Source organism: Mucilaginibacter sp. L196 (assembly GCF_009765905.1).
Classification (GTDB): domain Bacteria; phylum Bacteroidota; class Bacteroidia; order Sphingobacteriales; family Sphingobacteriaceae; genus Mucilaginibacter.
Genome location: NZ_LMUO01000015.1, coordinates 440148 through 459400 on the forward strand (window position 1 = coordinate 440148; position 19253 = coordinate 459400).

Annotated in this window: 25 protein-coding genes; all 25 read left to right on the top strand. The window is 45.2% G+C overall.

Features of this window, described 5'->3' with window-relative positions; translation table 11 throughout:
* The first annotated feature begins 1 nt into the window (after position 1).
* The 25 genes from GSQ74_RS12900 to GSQ74_RS13020 all read left to right on the top strand — a co-directional run bounded on the left by GSQ74_RS12900 (position 2) and on the right by GSQ74_RS13020 (position 19247).
* Positions 2-1213, top strand: coding sequence for a relaxase/mobilization nuclease domain-containing protein (locus GSQ74_RS12900; protein WP_158993892.1), 1212 nt, complete (start codon positions 2-4; stop codon positions 1211-1213).
* Positions 1214-1230: 17 nt separating this feature from the next.
* Positions 1231-1866 carry a ParA family protein gene (locus tag GSQ74_RS12905; RefSeq protein ID WP_158993894.1) on the top strand — a complete coding sequence of 212 codons (636 nt, stop codon included), beginning with the start codon at positions 1231-1233 and terminating at the stop codon, positions 1864-1866.
* Entirely contained in the window at positions 1863-2252 is a 390-nt protein-coding gene (locus GSQ74_RS12910) for a hypothetical protein (protein WP_158993896.1), read from the top strand. The genes GSQ74_RS12905 and GSQ74_RS12910 overlap by 4 nt, the downstream gene beginning before the upstream one ends.
* A complete protein-coding gene (locus tag GSQ74_RS12915; protein WP_158993898.1) occupies positions 2249-2590 on the top strand; it encodes a hypothetical protein in 342 nt (113 codons plus the stop codon). Before GSQ74_RS12910 ends, GSQ74_RS12915 begins: the two co-directional genes overlap by 4 nt.
* Before the next feature lies 1 nt (position 2591).
* On the top strand, positions 2592-2921 hold the full coding sequence (locus GSQ74_RS12920; protein ID WP_158993900.1) for a DUF4134 family protein: 330 nt from the start codon (positions 2592-2594) through the stop codon (positions 2919-2921).
* Positions 2922-2964: 43 nt separating this feature from the next.
* Positions 2965-3279 (top strand): DUF4134 domain-containing protein, encoded by a 315-nt coding sequence (locus GSQ74_RS12925; RefSeq protein ID WP_158993902.1) that lies wholly within the window; start codon positions 2965-2967, stop codon positions 3277-3279.
* The gene (locus tag GSQ74_RS12930) at positions 3276-3581 is read left to right on the top strand and encodes a DUF4133 domain-containing protein (protein WP_158993904.1); all 306 of its coding nucleotides are present in this window, start codon (positions 3276-3278) and stop codon (positions 3579-3581) included. The genes GSQ74_RS12925 and GSQ74_RS12930 overlap by 4 nt, the downstream gene beginning before the upstream one ends.
* Positions 3553-6012, top strand: coding sequence for a TraG family conjugative transposon ATPase (locus tag GSQ74_RS12935; protein ID WP_158993906.1), 2460 nt, complete (start codon positions 3553-3555; stop codon positions 6010-6012). The genes GSQ74_RS12930 and GSQ74_RS12935 overlap by 29 nt, the downstream gene beginning before the upstream one ends.
* A 17-nt stretch (positions 6013-6029) precedes the next feature.
* Entirely contained in the window at positions 6030-6698 is a 669-nt protein-coding gene (locus GSQ74_RS12940; RefSeq protein WP_158993908.1) for a hypothetical protein, read from the top strand.
* Complete coding sequence (locus GSQ74_RS12945) at positions 6695-7351, top strand: hypothetical protein (RefSeq protein ID WP_158993910.1); 657 nt, start codon at positions 6695-6697, stop codon at positions 7349-7351. The genes GSQ74_RS12940 and GSQ74_RS12945 overlap by 4 nt, the downstream gene beginning before the upstream one ends.
* Positions 7352-7357: 6 nt before the next feature.
* Entirely contained in the window at positions 7358-8029 is a 672-nt protein-coding gene (locus GSQ74_RS12950; RefSeq protein WP_158993912.1) for a hypothetical protein, read from the top strand.
* Between the two features lie 4 nt (positions 8030-8033).
* Positions 8034-8822: a hypothetical protein gene (locus GSQ74_RS12955; protein ID WP_158993914.1), complete on the top strand. Its 789-nt coding sequence runs from the start codon at positions 8034-8036 to the stop codon at positions 8820-8822.
* 10 nt (positions 8823-8832) lie between these two features.
* Positions 8833-9924, top strand: coding sequence for a plasmid transfer protein (locus GSQ74_RS12960; RefSeq protein WP_158993916.1), 1092 nt, complete (start codon positions 8833-8835; stop codon positions 9922-9924).
* Positions 9925-9989: 65 nt separating this feature from the next.
* Complete coding sequence (gene traK, locus GSQ74_RS12965; RefSeq protein WP_158993918.1) at positions 9990-10616, top strand: conjugative transposon protein TraK; 627 nt, start codon at positions 9990-9992, stop codon at positions 10614-10616.
* On the top strand, positions 10588-11019 hold the full coding sequence (locus tag GSQ74_RS12970; protein WP_158993920.1) for a hypothetical protein: 432 nt from the start codon (positions 10588-10590) through the stop codon (positions 11017-11019). Before traK ends, GSQ74_RS12970 begins: the two co-directional genes overlap by 29 nt.
* 18 nt (positions 11020-11037) lie before the next feature.
* Positions 11038-12240, top strand: a complete 1203-nt coding sequence (gene traM / locus GSQ74_RS12975; protein ID WP_158993922.1) for a conjugative transposon protein TraM — start codon at positions 11038-11040, stop codon at positions 12238-12240.
* A gap of 17 nt (positions 12241-12257) precedes the next feature.
* A complete protein-coding gene (gene traN / locus GSQ74_RS12980) occupies positions 12258-13100 on the top strand; it encodes a conjugative transposon protein TraN (RefSeq protein ID WP_158993924.1) in 843 nt (280 codons plus the stop codon).
* A 54-nt stretch (positions 13101-13154) separates the two neighbouring features.
* Entirely contained in the window at positions 13155-15188 is a 2034-nt protein-coding gene (locus GSQ74_RS12985) for a TraM recognition domain-containing protein (RefSeq protein ID WP_158993926.1), read from the top strand.
* A gap of 86 nt (positions 15189-15274) precedes the next feature.
* Complete coding sequence (locus GSQ74_RS12990) at positions 15275-15637, top strand: hypothetical protein (protein ID WP_216846732.1); 363 nt, start codon at positions 15275-15277, stop codon at positions 15635-15637.
* Between the two features lie 11 nt (positions 15638-15648).
* Positions 15649-16137, top strand: a complete 489-nt coding sequence (locus tag GSQ74_RS12995; RefSeq protein WP_158993930.1) for a M23 family metallopeptidase — start codon at positions 15649-15651, stop codon at positions 16135-16137.
* 17 nt (positions 16138-16154) lie between these two features.
* On the top strand, positions 16155-16331 hold the full coding sequence (locus GSQ74_RS13000) for a hypothetical protein (protein ID WP_158993932.1): 177 nt from the start codon (positions 16155-16157) through the stop codon (positions 16329-16331).
* Positions 16321-17529 (top strand): ArdC family protein, encoded by a 1209-nt coding sequence (locus GSQ74_RS13005; RefSeq protein ID WP_158993934.1) that lies wholly within the window; start codon positions 16321-16323, stop codon positions 17527-17529. The genes GSQ74_RS13000 and GSQ74_RS13005 overlap by 11 nt, the downstream gene beginning before the upstream one ends.
* Positions 17530-17539: 10 nt before the next feature.
* Entirely contained in the window at positions 17540-18322 is a 783-nt protein-coding gene (locus GSQ74_RS13010) for a DUF4099 domain-containing protein (RefSeq protein ID WP_158993936.1), read from the top strand.
* Positions 18323-18328: 6 nt separating this feature from the next.
* Positions 18329-18937, top strand: coding sequence for a hypothetical protein (locus GSQ74_RS13015; RefSeq protein ID WP_158993938.1), 609 nt, complete (start codon positions 18329-18331; stop codon positions 18935-18937).
* Positions 18927-19247: a hypothetical protein gene (locus GSQ74_RS13020; RefSeq protein ID WP_158993940.1), complete on the top strand. Its 321-nt coding sequence runs from the start codon at positions 18927-18929 to the stop codon at positions 19245-19247. Before GSQ74_RS13015 ends, GSQ74_RS13020 begins: the two co-directional genes overlap by 11 nt.
* The last annotated feature ends 6 nt before the right edge of the window (positions 19248-19253 follow it).

A 19253-nucleotide genomic window follows, 5' to 3' on the forward strand; every position in this document is an offset into this window, starting at 1 on the left:
TATGATCGTTAAGTTTTTAAGACCTGCATCTTCTTTTAAGGGTGTCGGCTACAGTTTTGCCAAAATGCTGCTGGATAAAGGTGAATTGATGGAGGTAAAAAATTTCGGTGCATTAGCAGGACTTTCTAACCCACGCGCAGAAGATTATGTCAATTACCTGGAGGCTGTAACCGATAAGAATAAACGTATAGTTTACCCGCAGCTGCATGTTACCATTTCAACGAAAGGCAGGGATCACACCAAATCAGAGTTAACTGCCATTTCAGAAAAATGGTTAGAGGGAATGGGTTATGGCAGCCATCCTTATTTGATTATTTTTCATAAAGACACTCAAAATAACCACGTACACCTGGTATCCACTCGCATAGGCAGAGATGGTAAAAAGGTAAAAGATAGTTACGAAAGGGTTAAGGGCTATCAGGTATTGAATGAGGTTATGGGCCTCGATGAAAATTTGCAGGTACAAAAAGATAAAAACCATGCTCTAACCTACAATTTCAGTTCAAGGGCGCAATTCATGATGCTGCTGGAACTAAAAGGATATACCCTGAATCTAAAAGATGGTGTTTATCAAATTTTCAAATTCGGTAAAAAACTGGATAGCCTGCCCGTTGAAAAAGTTGATGAACGCATTGCCGATCACCAGCAAAACAAAAAGCGATTAGAGCAATTGCGAGCTATCATTGAAAAATACCGACCTAATTTTAACCCTGCACTTTTTCCGGAAACCAGTAAACTGGCAGGAGGCGGCGAAGGAAAAACGACCGGCTATAATTCCGAATTGGCCGGAATGCTGCAAAGAGATTTTGGCCTTCAAATCTTCTTCCATGCCAAAGACGGTAAACAACCCTATGGATATACGGTAATTGACCATGCGAAAAAAGCCGTGTATAAAGGCGGTGACCTGATGCCATTAGCCGAGTTTATCAAACCGGCACCTGAACAAGCCAATCATACCACCATAAATAAACCTGTTGAGAAATCCGAATTTTTTGAATCCGAAGATTTTGAACCCCCTCAAATTAATAGCGACGAATCGGAGAATTGGTATGCCGATGACATGGAAAATTATCACACCGAATTTACAGGATTTCAAGCCCCAGGCATATACGTCCCTTCATTGCGAATTGATATATCCGATGATATTGACGACGAGCAGATCAATGGCCGGAACCGCAAAAGAAAACGCAAGGCGAGAACCAATACACGATAACCCTTAAAACTTATTTTATGATCATTCTTATAGGCAACCAAAAAGGTGGCGCAGGGAAAAGTACGCTCACGCTGCTGCTGGCGAATTACCTTACCACTATCCATCAGCATCCAGTTACTATATTGGACATGGATTACCAGCAATCTATCGCGGCCAAAGCAGAAAAAGCAAAAATACTGGAGAATGAACCACTTTATGACGTGGTGCCCACCGACCTGAAACAATTCCCGGATCTGCTACAGGTCATCAGCAAAAAGAAAAAGGATATCGCCATTTTAGACATGCCGGGCAAGATGGATGACGATGGCCTGATCCCTGCAATCGCCGCAGCCGACTTTATCATATGCCCTTTTGCTTATGACGAGTTTACGGTGGACTCAACCATCCTTTTTGCCATGGTGGTGCGCCGGATCAATAACCATGCTCCAATGATCTTTATTCCTAACCGGATCAAACAAACAGTTAAATATGAAACCCAAGCCGAGGTGGAAAAGGTGATACGTCAATTTGGCCCCATCATTCCAAGCCTTCCCGACAGGATTGACTTCCAGCGCATCAGCACTTTTCAAACCCCGTTGATCCTGTATCCGGTTGTATTGCCGACACTCAATTTTATCTATGAACAATACCTGTTTAAAAAGGAGGCCATATGACTAAAATACGATCATTAGCCGACGAACTGAGGGAAAAAATGCGCCAGCAACCCGGCATCGAAGAACCCGAAACGGAAAAGCAAAGTCAACCCAACGCTAACAATCAGGATAAACCCCTCAAGAAGAAAGCCGGTAAGCCGCCACCCGAAAAACCGCCAGTAGAGCTGGAAACCTTATTTGCCGAACTGACCGCCTACGAATTAACCGGAAATGAAAAACTATTGATCCGGTTGGATGGCCGCACGGTCTTTATGCTCAAGCAACTTAAAGTGACTAAAAGCATCGACATGAACAAATTGATCGCTTACAGCCTCGACAGCTTTTTTAAAGAGCGCCCCGAATTAATTAATTACATCAAAGCATCCCTGCAAACCATTGAATTATGAACTGGAACCATTTTATACTATTGCTCATTGGCATTTACCTGGGCTATTACGCCGTCAACATTTTAGCCGACCTATACCTGAAACAGAAAGCACCCGGCGGAGAAACTGATCAGGATATCCTGTTTTTTTCCGAAGAGTCCCAGCCCGAAATTATTGTCTATGATGACGAGCCTGAGCAGGTGGTAAACCCTGCTACGGCACTCCGACAGGGGGCAGAGGAAACTGCACCAACTTATCCTTCACCTGTATTAGAATCAACAGGTGCGGTCAGCCTAAAAGAACTGATCAAGGTCGCACAGGCAGGTCTGCTGCAATACACCAAGGCAATACCCTATTGACATGAAAAATCAATCATTGATTTTAAAGACAGCACTCGCTGTCTTTTTTTTTGCCTTCACTTTTAAGGCGTACGCCCAAGACCCGCCCGGTATCGATGATTTTAACCAGGCAACGCAGCAACTCCACAGTGTGTATTTCAGCCTTTCAGATTTGGTACTGGTAATCGGTGCGCTAACTGGTATCATCGGCGGTTTGCGGGTCTACACCAACTGGCAGATTAGAGGCCATCGGCACCATCATCCGATTGATGCCCAGGTTATCGGCTGGTTCGGTTCCTGCCTGTTTTTGATACTCGCAGGCATCTTCATCAAAGCCCTTTACGGGATTTAACAATCCATCATTTTTTTATTCACCCTTTTATTTTTTAAGTTTTATGACAGTAAAAAACAAGAAACTGTTAGCAGTAGCTGCGTCCGTAACTTTGGCAGCACAGGGCGCATTCGCGCAAACCGGAGGCGGTACGACTGGCATCAATGCCGCCACTTCATCCCTTACCAGTTATGTAGACCCCGTTTCGACACTTTGCCTCGCCATCGGTGCCGTAGTTGGTATTATCGGCGGCGTCCGGGTTTACATCAAGTGGAACTCAGGGGATCAGGACATCAACAAGGAAATCATGGGTTGGGGCGGATCTTGCCTTTTCCTGGTTTTGGTTTCTGTAGTCATCAAGGCCTTTTTCGGGGTATGATGCGCAAGTACGCAATTTATAAGGGGCTTCAAAAGCCCCTTATTTATCGAGGCTTCAAAGGCAAATTCATTGCCTGGGGAATCAGCTCGCTGGTTATTGGATTGGTTTCAGGTGGCTTAACTGGCGCACTAACCAGCATGTATTTAGGCGGTGCCGTTACTATCATCACCATTGCAGGCGGACTCTTTTACACTTTCCAAAAACAGAAAGGGGGCCTCCACTCCAAGTCACGCCATAAAGGCGTTTTTGTTCACCCCGTCAATTTTCAATTCCATGGCATCCCATCAGAAAAACTCCTTTGAACTGCCGTATGCGGGAATAGACCATCATAACGGGTTAAGCTTGTTATATGGTTTGCGCGGCGATTATTCAGTTATTTTTAAAATTCAAAATCCGGTACTGCAATATGCAGCCGACCCGGACGGCTACAACAGTTATCACGGGCTACTACTTAACCTGGTTAAGATTTTAGGCGAGGGTTATATTATACAGAAACAGGATGTTTTTTGCCGGAAACAATACCAAGGCAAACCCGCTGCGGAATTTTTGCAGGAGAAATATCACGAGCATTTCGAGGGACGGGAATATACCGCTATTTATACTTACATCATTATTACCCGACAGATCAAGCGCAATGCTTTTTATGTTTTCGATCACAAAGCACTTAATGAGTTTAAACAGGCGGTGCTTAAAACAAACGACTTGTTATCGGGCGCTGGCCTTCAGCCCATCTTATTAGAAGAAAAAGACATTCAACATTATGTCAAACGCATATTGGGTATGTCGTTTTCCAGTGACCTGATCACCCTTGACAATCTGCTTTCTCTTGACCAGGAACTCAAAATGGGTGGCCGCACAATTCGCAGTATCAGCCTGATCGATACCGACCTGATAGATTTGCCGGAGCAAGTCGCTACCTATACTGAAAAGCAGGAAGGCCAAACCAAAAGTACGCTGCCGGTGGACAATTTTAGTTTCCTGCACACCGTGCCCGGTTACGATTGCATCATCTTTAACCAGGTACTGGAAATTCCGCAGCAACGGGTAACGCTGAATAAGCTGGAATTGAAACGCAAGCGCCATTCAGGCGTACCTGACCCTGCGAATAATCTATGCGTCGAAGACATCGATCAGTTACTGGCCGATGTAGCCAGGGATAACCAGTTACTGGTAAACGCCCATTTCAATATTATGGTTTGCGCCCAGGATGACAAAATAAGCCGGGCGGCAAATTATATCGAGGCCGCCCTGTTTCAGCAAGGAATTATCCCATCCAAAAACGCTTATAATCAAATGGAACTTTACCGCTCCGTTTTACCGGGTAACGCGGTCGAATTGCAGAAGTATGACTGGTTCCTGACCACATCCGATGCTGCCCTTTGCTTTTTTTTCAAGGAAGCCCTGCTGACCGATGACCCCTCCGATTTTTTGGTAAGGTTCACTGACCGGCAGGGCATACCAGTAGCCATTGACCCCTCAGACCTGCCCATGCGGCAAAATAGGATCAGCGCAAGAAACCGCTTTTGTTTAGGTCCCAGCGGCTCGGGTAAATCGTACTTCATCAATTCCCTGACTGAGCAATACCTCCTGTATAACATGGACGTGGTGATCGTGGATACCGGGCATTCTTATTCAGGCTTATGCAATTATTACAACGGCAAATACATTACTTATACTGATAAAAAGCCCATTACGATGAACCCCTTCCAGATCACGGAAGCGGAATATAATATCGAGAAAAAGGACTTTTTGGTCACCCTTATCAGCCTGTTATGGAAAGGTGCCGAGGGTAGTATTTCTTCGGTGGAAAGGGATGTGATTTCCAACGTGATCAGTGCTTATTATAGCTATGGGTTTGGAGAAGTAGATTATCCGTTTTGTTTTAATACCTTTTATGATTTTGCCCTAAGCAAAATACCACAGATCAAGCAGGAAGAACGCATTCCGTTTGATGTGGATGAGTTTCGTTATGTGTTAAAGAAGTTTTCCAAAGGCGGCGAATTTCAAAGCATACTTAACGAGGCGGCAGACCAGTCCCTGTTTACCGAGCGGTTTATAGTCTTCGAAATAGATTCTATAAAGGAAAACCGCATTTTATTCCCCATTGTCACGCTCATTATTATGGATGTTTTCATCCAGAAAATGCGTTACCGTTCCGATCATCGCAAATGCCTGATCGTGGAGGAAGCATGGAAAGCCATTGCATCGCCATTAATGGCAGGTTATCTATTGTACTTGTACAAAACGGTTCGCAAGTTTTGGGGAGAGGCAATAGTGGTTACCCAGGAGCTCGGTGACATTTTAGGGAACGCGGTAGTAAAGGACAGTATATTAAGTAATTCAGACACTATTATGCTGCTGGATCAATCCCGGTTTAAGGACAACTACCAGGAGATCGCCAAATTGTTATCCCTGTCTGAAACAGAACAAAAGAAAATCTTCACCATCAACCAGTTGGATAACAAGGATGGCCGGGGAAAATTCAAAGAGGTCTATATCCGCAGGGGAAATACAGGCGAGGTTTATGGTGTAGAGGTATCCATCTTCCAGTATCTGACCTATACCACCGAAAAGCCGGAGAAAAGTGCGGTAGAAAAATACGTAGCGATTTTCCATGATTATCCCGCAGCATTAACCGCCTTTGTAAATGACCTGCAAACATCAGGTCTGAAGCTGGAAGCTTTTGTAAAACAAGTGAATAAGCACGGGCCGCTAACTCAAAATGCGGCTTAACCATTAAACTCAAAACTATGAAATCTTTATTTTTCGTAATCATCCTTGCGGCAATTAGCGCCGCGAAAGTTTCAGCCCAGGCAGTCTACGTCGACCCAACAACAGCGGCGGCAATGGCGGTGCATTCGGGCATCATCAACGGGCAGTTGAATACTACTACTAATAAATTAACGCTCATCCAAACCGGTCAGCTTGCCGTCACCGGCCAGTTAACCGCTGTTAATTCCTTACAAAAGGATATTTACAAAGGATTAAGTCAGGTGTCCTCCATCATGTCGAACCTATTGGCCATTAAGGATATTGCCGAGATCAGCAGCGACATTGTAACCGACGTCAATAAAGCGGCCACCCTTGCCCAAAGTGATCCGGTGTTATTGCTGTTTGCCCAACAAGGGGCTACGGAATTTAAGACCAGGGCGACCGCTCTTTCAGCCGAGGTAAGCACCTTCATATTACAAGGCGGGCAGAGCAATTTAATGGATAGCGGTGAAAGAGCAAAGCTCCTAAACCGCATAGTCAGCGAATTATCCATTATCAGGGGCGTGGCTTATGGCATGTACCGAACGATGTATTATGCCAAAATGCGCGGTATCCTGAAATCACTGAATCCATACTCCGGGTTTATCAATATAGACCGGCAGATCGGCGATAACATCATCCAAAACTCCAAAACCCTGAAGCAATGAAAAACCTGGTTTATTTAAGCCTCGGCCTGTTGCTGCTGGTAAAAATGGGTTATGCACAAACCAACGTGGAACTGATTGATCAGCTGGTTACCGAAAGCCAGTCAGAACACGACCGTCAAACAACCGCGCGAACGAACCAGGCAACCGTAACAGCCAACGAGGACGTGAACAAATCACAAATGACCACCCTGAAAACGACCTACCGCAATATCCAAAGCCGCTTTCATACACTCGGCTTGGTGATTGATGCAGGTGAGATCGGGCTGGAAGCCGCTCCATTGGTCAACGAAATTGTCAGCCAACAAAAACTAATTATAGCGCAATGTGAGGGCAATCCCATTTTGATCCTGCTTGCTGTTAATTCTGAAGCTGACCTTGCTGATCAGGCAACTCTTTTAACTGAATATTGCGCCGGGCTGATTTTAAGTATTGGCGACGTAAATCAAATGAAGGCCAGTGACCGCAAGATGCTTTTCAGCTATGTGGTCAGCGAATTGCGCCGCATCGACGGCGCATCGCGCGGTCTGCTAAACGCTATTATCAATTTTAACAATCAACTCCATTCCAAATCGGGCAACCCGTTCGGCAGTTTCATCAACCAGGATAAAAATCTGGTAGATGACATTATGCGGAACGCCAAAGCCCTTAAATGAAAAATCATGAAAAAACAATTATTGATCGGCCTAATCCTGTTCGTAACAGGCGGCCTGAAAACTTTCGCACAAACCATAATTTTTGATGCCCAGCATTTTGCCATCGTTAACGAGAACGGCCTGACGAGGGAAGCCGCAGAGAATACGCACCAAAATTCACTTAGTAAAATCAAGCAGGATTTGGACAATATTAATCTTAACGTTAGTTCAGTGGTACTGGTACAGGATATGATCCACCAGTCTCTCGCTACTGTTGATGGTACACTCAAAGACGGGCTGGCCGTTAAGCAGGTCGCCGAAATCATCAGTGACATCACGACGCAATGCACCCAGATCACAGACCTCGCCAAAGGCGATCCCTTACTCTTATTATTCGCCCAGCAAAATGCGGAGCAAATGAAAACGCGGGGCATCAACCTGGTATCCGAAGTGTCGTCCTTTATTTTAAAGGAGGGGGATAACGTATTGATGGATTATGAAAAACGCGATTTTTTATTGCGCAAGGTGATCCTTGATTTGCAGGTTATGCGGGCGCTTTCCTACAGTATTTACAAAACCATGTATTTTGCTAAACTGAATGGCGTAATCAAATCAGCCGATCCTTTCCAGGGATTTATCAATCAGGACACCCACCTGGCCGACCAGCTATTACTCCAGTATCAATTACTAAAACAATAAGCTTATGATTAAAAAAACAGCCATCATAGCCATGCTATTGCTATGCCTGGGCAAATTCACCCGTGCCCAAATGTATGTCAACGACCAATCAGTCCGTTACCAGCAGGAGCGCATGGTCTTTAAGCAATGGAATCAAAATGATTTTACCCCGACTCACGGTTTTCTTTGGCTCAACCCACTGTATTGGTTGACCTGGGCATGGTTCCCGGACTATCATAAAACCGATCTCCGTCCGCTCGGTCCGTCCGGCCCGCAGACCCAAAGACTGGCACTTGTTGCCGCCATGCAGAACACCGACAATGCTTATAAATTACAGGCCGATACGCTGCGTAATACTGCTGTATCTGAAGCCGTCAATTATTCAGGACTGGTATCCTCCGCCGATCCTTTGTGGCTTTTATATTACAGTAAGGAATTTAAGGATTTGCTCAACCAGCAGGATAGCCAGTTGCTTAGCGGCGTATCATCCAAAGTGCAAAGTTACCTTGTCAGCAGCGGAACTTACAGCTGGTACCTCGAACAATCTCACAGCCTTGCCGAAAGGCTCAACACGGCGCGAACGACGACACTTGACCGGGGTTCACGGATAGTAACCTATTACCGTTTGCTGGCGGAATACCGGCGGCTGAATACCGCCTGGGCGACTAAAAAGCAGCAGGCAGGTACTTTCCTCGCGTTGAGCGAAAAGGCTAATAGTTTAAAATCGCCTGCCACAACACCCGTCACCATCCCGTCCGGTTATAAATCAGACCAGCAGATCGCGGACGAAATATTAGCCAATTACAAACTTTAACTCTTCATTTATGCTCGGTATATTATTACAAGTCCAGCCGGTCAGCGTATCTGATTCGTTTAAGGACACCTTCAATTTTTTGCAAGGCAACGGGGTTTATGAAGACGGTATCATGCACTTTTTGCAGGCAATGAAAGCCAGCATTTGGGGGCAGTACGATACGTTCATCGCCGATGCCCAGGCGCTTGCTGCCATTTTTATTTTTTTTTTGTCGGGAGACAAGCAATTGGAGATCATGCCACTGCTACGGCCTTTCGGATTAGTCATGGTAATCCTTTGGTGGGGAACTTTCACGAAAGTAGTGGCCTTTCCAACGGACGTCATCGAAAGCAAAACCAACGCCCTGTTTAACGGCAGTGAAACCCAGTTAAACGACCTCCGGGTGCAACGGGCGCAATTAATGGTAACGGTAGCCGACTCGCTGATGAGTATGCAGGCCCAAACCGAAGTTGCCAGCAATGAGGCCACCACCTGGTACGGGAAAGCATGGGAATCCGTCACCTCCGCCGTCAAAGACGGATTTGCCCAAATATGGAACCCGATTATTGAATTAAGGAACCGGCTGCAGGTCGGGCTTCAGCTACTGGTCACGTCTCTGTTGGAAACATGTGCTATCTGGATATTACGAATATGTGTTTACATCATATTCTTTATACAGATCATATTTTCAACAATACTGATTATTCTCGGGCCATTTTCTGTCGCGGTCAGCATTATGCCCGCTTTTCGGGATTCGTTCACCACCTGGGTCGCCCGGTTTATATCGGTCAACCTGTACAGCGGAATAGCTTACCTCGTGCTCTATATCGCCACACAATTTCAGCAGTTTGCCATGGAAGCTGAAATTACCCGTTTCCAGCAATTACTGGATACTTCGGCGGGAAACTCAATGGAAAAGTTAGGCTGGTTTGCCTCCAACGGTATTTTATCCTTTGGAATGGTCATAGTAACCTTTTTGATAGGTGGCTTAACCATGTTGACAGTACCAAGCATATCCACCTGGATAGTGTCGACATCAGGTATTACCTCGGCAGCTTCTACAATGGGACGCGGTGCTTCCAGCCTCGGTGCGACAGTTACACGTATGATCGCCAAGATTTAATAACCTTTTTTTAACCATTAAAAAGCTGCCCCAACAAGGCGGCTTTTTTTATTTCCAAGCCCATTATGATTATAAAAAACATTGAATCCAAGATCAGGCTGGCTACCTTTTTATCCGCAGGAAGCTTTTTAAGCGCCCTGGCAATGGTGGGTATAGTCAGTTTTTTTGCCTATAAACAGGTAGCAATTGCCCGGAAAAGCGTGTATGTTTTGGATGCAAACAGTACCCCGGTACTGGCCAGGCAAACGGATGTGCAGATGAATCGTGCAGCCGAATACCGCTCCGACATTATCCGGTTTCACAGCCTATTTTTTACGCTGACTCCCGATGATAAATACATCGAATACCAAATGAAACAGGCGATGTATCTCGTCGATGAAAGCGGTGCCTTACAATATAATAACCTGAAGGAAAAAGGATTTTTCAATTCCATTTTGTCCTCAAGCGCCGTACTCACCATAACAATGGACTCGGTTTATTTAGACATGGCGCACAAATATTTCAGGTATTATGGCAAACAGAAGATTGACCGCAGAAGCAGCACCCTTACCCGTTCGCTGGTCACGGAGGGCTACCTCAAAGACCTCGACGTGCGTTCAGATAATAATCCCAACGCTGTCCTGATTACCCAATGGAAAACCCTTGAAAACAAAGACCTCGACAATGTTCAGAAAAATAACTTCCAACCGTGACCCCGATAAAATATTGGGGAGCGAACTGAAAAAGGAATTTGGGGTTTATTTCGAGCGCGCAGGTTCAAAAAGCCGCCAGCTATTGGAAAAATATCCCCGCCAGGTTTTTACCGCTATGGTTATCGCCATTCTATTTTCAGGCGTATTGGCTTTTACGGTCATGCGGGAGAAGCAAAGGCCAATCCTACAGGTAAAAACATCGGTTCAAAATACAGCTTCCGGGTTTGGCCAGATCATCAGCACGGCAAGCGCATTACAAAGTTTATGGGCTACACAGCAACAGGTTGATCTGCTGTTGAAAAAAGACACCCTTACCCATGCCGACAGCCTGACCCTGAATCAAGCGCTAATGCAAATGGAAAGCCTGCGCGCCTTGCTTAAAAAATCCAGGCCCAATCATTAATAACTAAATCATTAACTCATGAAAGTAAATTTTAAAAGCCCCAGGTACGTCCTGCCGCTTATCCTGCTGCCTTTCTTCCTGCTACTTTTCTATACTTATAAAAGCAGCTTCGGCAAGCCAAAAGCGGTTGCCAAAGGAAAGGATACCCTACAGGATAACGTGGCGGATGTTTCCGACCAGGTTAAGAAAAGCACCTTATCCGACAAGCTGGATGCTTACCGCGACCAGTATAAAAAAGCGGATGGCTACACTGCTATCAACCAGTTACAGGATGACACGACGACTGCCTCGACAGCGCCAAATCTCTATAACGATGCCGAGAAAAGGAAACTTGACTCCTTGAAAAAAGCAGTTGCCGCTAAGTATAAAGGCAACAGGTCGCGGTCGTCACCTCCTAATTATTCCGGTTTTCCTGATGCATCGGCAGGTTCAACCAAGCCAGCAAAACATAACCAATCAGATCAGGCATTGGCAGAGGCACTTAACCGAATGCGCAGCCAGCCCAGGCAAAACAGCAATAATGGCAACCCGCAGAATGCCGATCCTATGCAATTATTCCGCCAGCAAATGGCGCTCATAGATAGCATGGACAAATCACATGACCCAGACTATAAGGCGCAGCAGAAAAAAGCTTTAGCGGAAAAGCTGGTAGCGGCAACACCACAGGAAAAAACGCTGCCGGTAACTAAAGTCAGCAATTCAACTGCTGACTTTAATACCATCATGCCGGAACAGCATGACGGACTCATCCGCGCCATTGTCGATCAGAATATTACGGGTTATGCAGGATCACGTTTGCGCATCCGGCTATTGGAAGATATGATGGCCGGACATTTCCTGGTTAAACAGGGTACTTATCTCTATGCCGAAATATCCGGCTTTACCGGGCAAAGGGTATTATTAACCATTAAATCCATTATGGAGGACGATCAGTTGCTGCCTGTCAAATTATCCGTTTATGATAATGACGGTTTACCCGGTCTGTATGTTCCGGCATCCGCATTCCGGGATTTTACAAAAGATCTCGGCAGTGATGCCAGCCAGGGTCTGACCTTACAGCAATCCGCAGATAACAATAACCAAATGGTCATGAGCGTCGTTTCGCGCATGTTTGAATCGACAACCACCGCCGTAAGCAAGTTAATACGGCAGAATAAAGCCAAGCTTAAATACAATACGCTTGTCTACTTGATTGACCCCGAAACCCTTCGTAACCACTAATAAAAACTATAACATTTATGAAAAAAGTATTCTTGTTGTTAACCGCCCTGTTAGGCGCGGCAAACATTCTTTTTGCTCAAAGCCCTGGTAGAACCAATATTGATTCGCTGCCGCAAATTGAGATTAGCAGTCAGGCAGACATTCATTTTTTATCGCCTGAACCCATACAGTATGCAGACATTTCCAGCCATAGTATTATCGGCGATATGCCTGTCAAAACCTTGTTGCGTATAAAACTGGTGCCGGATTCCTTGCGGCACCTGCAAACTGATTGCACCAGCCTCGGTGTGATCACTATCGTAGGCGAAAGCTTTATTGCGCAATATCATTTGGTATTTACCAAATCAAACGGCGAGCAGTTACCCACAGCTATTGCGATACAGCCGGAGCAATGCCGGCCGCTTGACTTTCCGGGCATAACGCTGACTACTCCTGAAATGAAATCCTATGCCATGGATATTTTACATAGGGGTAAAAAATCTGATATTCGGAAAGCAAAGGCATACGGGCTGATTGCGATCCTTAATCATGTATATACGGTTGGCGACCACGTTTTTTTAGATGTGGCTTTTCAGAACAAAACCAACCTTGCCTATGACATTGACGAGCTACGGTTTAAGATCGAGGATAAAAAGATCACCAAGGCGACCAACGTACAATCTTTAGAGATAAAACCTGAATGGCAGCTTTACCAGCAGCCCTCCTTTAAAAAGGAGTACCATAATATTTATGTATTTAAAAAGGTCACGTTCCCGGATAATAAAATCCTGAACGTCGAACTATCTGAAAAGCAGGTGTCCGGTAGAACCTTAACGCTGCAAATCAAATATGGCGATCTGCTAAAGGCCGATAATTTATGAGGGTATGGAAGAACGGCGAAGCCCTCCTGACAACCTTAAAAAATCAAATTACTTATGGAAGAAAGCAAAGAGCAGCAAAGCCAGCATAGGTTTTTGCAGGCCGCCATCTATTTGTCCGTAGCACTCGAAATATTTTGCTTTATCTACGGCCCCCAATTATTACAAAGCCATGCCTACAAAGGCCTGGCTTTTTTTATTGACCGGCTGCACCGCCTGAAGATTTACCAGCAACCGCTATACAGCAAGCTTTTTACCCTGATCCTGATCTGCCTCGTATCCGTCGGCACACTTAGCAAAAAGCAGCAGGATTTTAATCCTAAAAATTCGGTCGCTTATCCTTTGGGTTCAGGTTTACTGTTGTTTTTCGGAGGCTTATGGTTTTACGGACATTCGGGTTTGCCTGTCTTTTATGGCTTAAACTGGTATGAAATTGCCTATATCGCTTTTGCATTTACGGGAACTGTTCTGATCCACACTTCAATGGATAACGTTTCCAAAATGATCAGCGCCAGGCTTGGCAAAGACCGCTGGAACGTGGAGGAAGAATCGTTTATGCAGCGCACCACGCCTTTGCTGGCGACTAATGCGATAAATATCCCGACCTTGTTTTATTTCAAAAAGAAAGTACACCGGGGTTTTTTGGTCTTAGAGAATTTATACCGCGGAATTTTGCTTTTAGGCGTTCCAGGATCGGGCAAAAGCTTTGGAATTGTGATGCCGGTGATCCGCCAAATGCTGGCTAATCAATTTACCCTTTGCGTATATGATCTGAAATTTCCGGACTTAGGTAAAGTAACCTATTATCATTACCTGCTTGCTAAACAAAATCAGAAATGCAAAGGCTACACCTTTCATGTAGTGAACCTGAACGACCCGGAGAAAAGCAGGCGGGTTAACCCTTTTAACAAGAAGTATCTCAAAACCCTTGCTGATGCCTCCGAAAATGCCGAAGCATTAGTAGAAGCATTAAAAAAAGGCGATAAGAGCGGTGGCAGCGACCAATTTTTTACGCAAAGTGCTGTCAATTTTTTAGCGGCCTGCATTTACTTCTTTAGTAAATATGAGGACGGTAAATATTCCACTTTACCTCATGTGCTGGCTTTTTTAAACCTGCCTTACGAGGAAGTGTTTACCACGCTCTTTTCAGAGCCAGAACTGGCCTCATTACTATCACCATTCGTAACTGCTTACCGGGCAAAAGCCTTTGAGCAGTTGGAGGGACAGGTCGGCACCTTGAAGATCTTTATTAGCCGTATGGCGACAAAAGAAACTTTTTGGGTATTCTCCGGTGATGATTTTGACCTAAAAATAAGCGACCCTAAACATCCCGGAATTTTGGTGCTGGCCAACGACCCAAGTACCCAAAGTATCAATTCCGCCTGCTATTCTGTAGTGATGAATTGCATCTTGCGCGAAGTCAATTCTAAAGGTAATATCCCAGTCGGGATTGTGGTCGACGAAAGCCCAAGTTTATACTGCCACCGGGTAGATGTATGCGTTTCCCAGGCACGAAGTAATCGCGTATCTGTCCTTTTGGGAATGCAGGAGTTACCAATGCTCAGGCAGCAATATGGTAAAGAAACCGCCGAAACAATTACCTCGGTCATGGGCAATGTATTGTCAGGATCAGTGCGGAATAAAGATACATTGGAATGGCTGGAGCGGTTGTTCGGCAAGGTTAAACAAACCGGCGAAAGCCTGAGTATTGACCGCAATAAAACATCGCTATCCTTAAATGAGAAACTCGAACCGCTGATCCCAGCCGGTAAAATAGCTTCCTTAAAAGCCGGGGAAATGGTAGGGCTTTTAGCATCGGATGCGGTAGAAAAATATACCGGAAAATACGAAACTTCCGCTATCAATTGCCGCATTAACCTCGACCTTAATGCCATAAAGGCCGAGGAAAAAGCTTATCAGGAATTACCGCTATTCTATGACTTCAAGGGAAAAAAGGACGACATACTGCGGAGCAATTACTTGAGGATCACGAATGAAGTGCAAGCCATGACCATGACCTTCCGGAAAATACCGCCACAACAACCAGCGGGTACAGCAAAAGGCACCATGAGGCCTGCTCACAAACATTGATTAGTTAACAAAAAATTAAGATTATGTATGAACTACTTGATAAAGTGGTCATGGTTCACCCAACCCTCACTCATGACCCAGTCCACATGCAAGGCCACATGGGCACCATATACAATTTGGATGTAGAAAAAGACGAGGTGCTGGTCAAATTTAAAAATCAGATGATTGGCCTGTATAGTACGGATGCCCTGCTAATGCTGGTGCCAGGCGCAGAAATACTTGACAAGTTACGCGCCCATCTACATGAGGAAATTGATGGACAGGATGTGATTGATATTTTAGGATTATATCTTTTGGATGCAACCGGAGAACTGAACCACCGAAAAGAGGCCTTGAATTTAGCTATGAGCAGGTCGAATTTGATGTTTGCTACCGTGGTCAGTGTACAAGATTATATTGATGTGCATCGCGACCTCGATCCGGACTTTGAACCCGGACGGGGGCGCTAATTGTAGGGCTAATGGTTTTGAAAAGATACACCTGCCTGATTTTTCTATTGCTTTTAACAGCAACAAAAGCATGGCCTCAAATGGATTATGACCAACAGAATTTTAGCTTACCACTAAAGAGTTTGCGCATGACCTCCCGGTTTGGCTGGCGGATACATCCCATAACCGGCAAAATTCAATTTCACCAGGGTGTTGACCTTGCCGCCCGCCACGATACAGTTTTCTGCATACTCAATGGTATTGTCAAGATTATTGGCTACAACGCCTACATCGGAAATTATATCATCATCACCCATAGCGGCGACTTGGAGAGCATTTATGGGCATCTATCTGTAATCTCCGTTTTGCCGAACGAAGAAATAGTGGCAGGTCAGGCTATCGGGATCACCGGGTCGACAGGCAGGGTTACCGGGGAACACCTGCATTTTTCCATTAAATATCACGGCCAGGAATTATCCCCACTGGCTTTTTTATGCGGCTTGTTTGCCAGGCCGCCTTAACCCATAAATAAATCACCATGAACTATGATTATCATAACAGGCACTTGGGGTCGCTGGAAAGAAAATTACAACTGATAGCTGAGGGCCAGGAACTGGAACTGACACCCGAAGAAGCATTGATCTACGGCGTTGACCACGCCGATGAATTTCCCGATGACGGGGACGAAAGAAAGGAGGCTGAATATGGCCGCTGAAAAAAAGGCGCTTCATGTGGAAGTAGCTGAAAAACTGATCGAAGCTTTAAAAGCCGGAACTGCGCCCTGGCAAAAGCCCTGGAACAGCAAGGGCCTGCCAGCTTTTCAATTGCCTTACAATGCCGTCACCGGTAACCGCTATCAGGGTATCAATACTTTATCCCTAATCATGAGCGGCAGGAGCGATCCCCGCTGGATGACCTATAAGCAAGCTGAAGATAACGGCTGGCAGGTAAGCAAAGGATCGAAATCAACTGCCATTCAGTATATTAAAATGTACGACGAACGAACCAAAAGGGACGAGCAGGGCAAAGTTGTTAAAGATGAAAAGGGAGAAACGGTTAAAGTCAGGGTCAAACTCGACCGGCCTATTATTACCAGTTTCGCCGTTTTTAATGCTGAGCAGGTCGACGGTATCCCCGAACTGGTCTTGCCTGATATTTCTTCGCTTGGTTGGGAACCGCTACAAAGAGCAGAACAACTCATCAAAAGTTCCGGTGCCGATATTCAGCATATTCCGGGGAATCGCGCTTTTTACAGTCCCTTTAAGGATAATATTACTTTACCCCTTAAACAACAGTTCGATGAGCCGGGCAAATATTATGCGACCGCACTTCACGAACTCGGACATTGGACTGGCCATGAAAGCCGCCTTGACCGCAGCCTGTTAAACAAGTTTGGGACTAAAGATTATGCACGGGAAGAATTACGGGCGGAGATTGCGTCCCTGCTAATCGGCGATGAATTGCGAATAGGCCATGACCCCAGCCAGCACACGGCTTACGTTGATAGCTGGATCAGTATTTTAACAGATCATCCTTTTGAAATACACAGTGCCGCAGCCGATGCAGAAAAGATATATACCTACCTGCTTGACCTCGAAAGAAAACGAAATATGGAATTAACTGCTTTTGCCGACGATAGAAAAGTGTCCAGTCACCTTTTAACCGAAAACGATCATATCAGTTATAACGGGACGATTTTCAAGGTGAATGAAAACCTAAAAAACGGTCGCCTGAAAATGGAAGATCTCGGCAGCGGGCAGCAATTTATTTTAAGCCGGGAGGATCTGTTGTACAAAAATCTGTTAGGAGCCAAACAGCAAAAACCTGAAGTATTAACCATTGAATCTCTAAACACGGTGAATTCTGAAATTTCAGAAATAGAGGTCAATAATAGTTATCAATTAAAACGCTAAAAATAGAATTATGAAAAATCCTTTTTATGTCAATGAACTACCCAAGCAGGAAATGGAAAGCCTCAGCCTGGTAGATAAGACCGGGAATTATATCCTAAGCCCGGAAGATGTTGAAGCTTTGCTTGCCGGTCGGCGAACGAATTTAATGAGCCTGAAAAACCTTGATGCAAGCGGCGTTCAGATCGAACAGCTTGATGCTAAATTGTCACTGGACAGAAACCCGGATGGCCAGGTAAGCTTTAAATTGCACCCTATTTATAAACAGCCACTAATTCCCCCACTACTGGACGAAGATGAAGCACAGGCATTGATTACTGGCAAAACCCTAAGTATTGACAAAATCATTCCTGGGCCAGGGAAAAAAGAAGTTGTTTTTGAATATGACCCTGATACGAGGGAATTTATCTCTTTTGATCCCAGCCTGGTTATTGCGCCTGACAAAATTAATGGGTACAAACTTAAAGACTGGCAAAAGGACGATTTTCAAAAAGGCTTTAATGTGCGATTGCCGGATGGAACCGAATTACAGCACCGGGCAACCGATCCGAAAGGCATCCGCGCCGACCGCGCAGCTTTAATATTATCCGTGTTGCTTGACGGCGGAATTTCTTATTTGTTGATCAGGGGACTAAGGCATCTATTAAACAGCGATAAAAAAGAACAAGCCGACGAGCAGACACCAGCTTTCAAAAAGGCTTATGCTGAAATGGAAAAACATTTTGCCAAAAAATTCAAAAATGCCGATCAGCAAACTGAGGAAACAAGGGGTTACAACAAAACCCGCGCGCGCTAATTAGCCATGTTTGGCCTAAAGCCGGAAGTGATAAAGCTTTTCACTCCATTTTTTCAATATACCGATGGCCGGTTAATATTTCATTATGGCAACCAAATGGTGGAAAGTTGGGCACCGGATTGGCATCGCATCCCGTCCACCTCGGAATTTTGGCTGGCAAATGCCGACCATCCAAATCTGATTAGCGACCTGTATGTCAGTTATTCAGCCGCTGAACTGGTTTGCTTTATTTCGCAGCGGGCATTTTTATTAAAATTTCCTGAACAACTTGCTTTTGCGGCAGTAGGGTTATTACCATCTACGGCGCAAGTGGAGGCTTTAAAATCAGCTTTTCCTTTGGCGCGCTGGCACCTGATTTTTGATGCCAACCTGATTGGCCTCATTGCAGATGCGGCAATAGCTACCTGGTTTAAGGGCCGTTCTGTTTCTTTCCAGATCATGAACGAGCAGGTAATGATTACCTACTGCAACAAGCCTTTTATTTTAGACAGCGGAGTTTTTTCACTAAGTCGATTTGAGCGGCTAACCGGATTGCGGGCAGGCATGCGAACGCATAAGCCGCTGCGTGGCCTGTCTTCATTTATCGAATTACAACTTGCCAACTATGATACCTGAACAGTTTAAACAAAACGTCGACCTGGAAATCAAGGTTTACGGGCAGGATGTACAGGTCGCTTACCGCTATTATTGGCTGGATAAGCATCCCGATCCGGAACATGAACCATTAGTCAGCCACATGGAGTTTCGCTCAGAAAGCCCAATTATCAGCGAAACAGGCTATCGCTCACATTTCTTTCATACTGAAGTTTTGGAGGATACAGCATACCGGGATATAGCGGAACTGGTAACAGAATTCGGCGAACACTTCGCGAGGGAAAATGGCTATGAACCTCCGGCCATCGGTCATCAATACAAACTTTTTTAATCACTA

Coding starts and splice junctions, on each gene's coding strand:
- GSQ74_RS12915 (WP_158993898.1), top strand. CDS start 2,249: ATGAACTGGAACCATTTTATACTATTGCTCATTGGCATTTACCTGGGC.
- GSQ74_RS12995 (WP_158993930.1), top strand. CDS start 15,649: ATGGTTTTGAAAAGATACACCTGCCTGATTTTTCTATTGCTTTTAACA.
- traK (WP_158993918.1), top strand. CDS start 9,990: ATGATTATAAAAAACATTGAATCCAAGATCAGGCTGGCTACCTTTTTA.
- GSQ74_RS12945 (WP_158993910.1), top strand. CDS start 6,695: ATGAAAAACCTGGTTTATTTAAGCCTCGGCCTGTTGCTGCTGGTAAAA.
- GSQ74_RS13020 (WP_158993940.1), top strand. CDS start 18,927: ATGATACCTGAACAGTTTAAACAAAACGTCGACCTGGAAATCAAGGTT.
- GSQ74_RS12950 (WP_158993912.1), top strand. CDS start 7,358: ATGAAAAAACAATTATTGATCGGCCTAATCCTGTTCGTAACAGGCGGC.
- GSQ74_RS12905 (WP_158993894.1), top strand. CDS start 1,231: ATGATCATTCTTATAGGCAACCAAAAAGGTGGCGCAGGGAAAAGTACG.
- GSQ74_RS12930 (WP_158993904.1), top strand. CDS start 3,276: ATGATGCGCAAGTACGCAATTTATAAGGGGCTTCAAAAGCCCCTTATT.
- traM (WP_158993922.1), top strand. CDS start 11,038: ATGAAAGTAAATTTTAAAAGCCCCAGGTACGTCCTGCCGCTTATCCTG.
- GSQ74_RS12955 (WP_158993914.1), top strand. CDS start 8,034: ATGATTAAAAAAACAGCCATCATAGCCATGCTATTGCTATGCCTGGGC.
- GSQ74_RS12935 (WP_158993906.1), top strand. CDS start 3,553: ATGGCATCCCATCAGAAAAACTCCTTTGAACTGCCGTATGCGGGAATA.
- GSQ74_RS12925 (WP_158993902.1), top strand. CDS start 2,965: ATGACAGTAAAAAACAAGAAACTGTTAGCAGTAGCTGCGTCCGTAACT.
- GSQ74_RS12960 (WP_158993916.1), top strand. CDS start 8,833: ATGCTCGGTATATTATTACAAGTCCAGCCGGTCAGCGTATCTGATTCG.
- GSQ74_RS13015 (WP_158993938.1), top strand. CDS start 18,329: ATGTTTGGCCTAAAGCCGGAAGTGATAAAGCTTTTCACTCCATTTTTT.
- GSQ74_RS13010 (WP_158993936.1), top strand. CDS start 17,540: ATGAAAAATCCTTTTTATGTCAATGAACTACCCAAGCAGGAAATGGAA.
- GSQ74_RS13005 (WP_158993934.1), top strand. CDS start 16,321: ATGGCCGCTGAAAAAAAGGCGCTTCATGTGGAAGTAGCTGAAAAACTG.
- GSQ74_RS12970 (WP_158993920.1), top strand. CDS start 10,588: ATGTTCAGAAAAATAACTTCCAACCGTGACCCCGATAAAATATTGGGG.
- GSQ74_RS12990 (WP_216846732.1), top strand. CDS start 15,275: ATGCAAGGCCACATGGGCACCATATACAATTTGGATGTAGAAAAAGAC.
- GSQ74_RS12985 (WP_158993926.1), top strand. CDS start 13,155: ATGGAAGAAAGCAAAGAGCAGCAAAGCCAGCATAGGTTTTTGCAGGCC.
- GSQ74_RS12920 (WP_158993900.1), top strand. CDS start 2,592: ATGAAAAATCAATCATTGATTTTAAAGACAGCACTCGCTGTCTTTTTT.
- GSQ74_RS12900 (WP_158993892.1), top strand. CDS start 2: ATGATCGTTAAGTTTTTAAGACCTGCATCTTCTTTTAAGGGTGTCGGC.
- traN (WP_158993924.1), top strand. CDS start 12,258: ATGAAAAAAGTATTCTTGTTGTTAACCGCCCTGTTAGGCGCGGCAAAC.
- GSQ74_RS13000 (WP_158993932.1), top strand. CDS start 16,155: ATGAACTATGATTATCATAACAGGCACTTGGGGTCGCTGGAAAGAAAA.
- GSQ74_RS12910 (WP_158993896.1), top strand. CDS start 1,863: ATGACTAAAATACGATCATTAGCCGACGAACTGAGGGAAAAAATGCGC.
- GSQ74_RS12940 (WP_158993908.1), top strand. CDS start 6,030: ATGAAATCTTTATTTTTCGTAATCATCCTTGCGGCAATTAGCGCCGCG.